This window comes from Bartonella capreoli (assembly GCF_902813205.1).
Classification (GTDB): Bacteria; Pseudomonadota; Alphaproteobacteria; order Rhizobiales; family Rhizobiaceae; genus Bartonella; species Bartonella schoenbuchensis.
Window position 1 is genome coordinate 1 of sequence record NZ_CADDZX010000322.1, and the last position, 405, is coordinate 405.

General features: G+C 38.0%; 1 pseudogene. It reads left to right on the top strand.

Annotated elements, in window-relative coordinates:
* Positions 1-405, top strand: a pseudogene (locus tag J7R05_RS08620) (hypothetical protein); the annotation flags it as partial.

Here is a 405-nt window from a genome sequence, read left to right on the forward strand (position 1 = left end):
CTGCCTTTACCGGTGTAGGTAGTTCTTTCACGAATCTTCATAAAGAGATTACCAAAGAAATTAATAATGCGGTTACCAAAGTAGAAGGAGATAGCCTTATTAAGCAGGATAAAAACGCTGATCCTATTACTATTGGTAAGGAAACAAATGGTACTGTAATTAATGTTGCGAATACAAGCGGTGTGAATCGGGTGATTTCCGGTGTAGGGGATGCAAAAGATAACAATGATGCCGTTAACAAGGGTCAGCTTGAAAAAGGTTTAAAGGATCTTTCCAGCAGTCTTCAGTCAGATGATTCAGCGGTTGTTCATTATGATAAAACAGGTGATGACAATAACACTATTAATTATACGAGTGTGACTTTAGGGAAAGGAAAAGATTCCACACCTGTTGGACTTCATAATG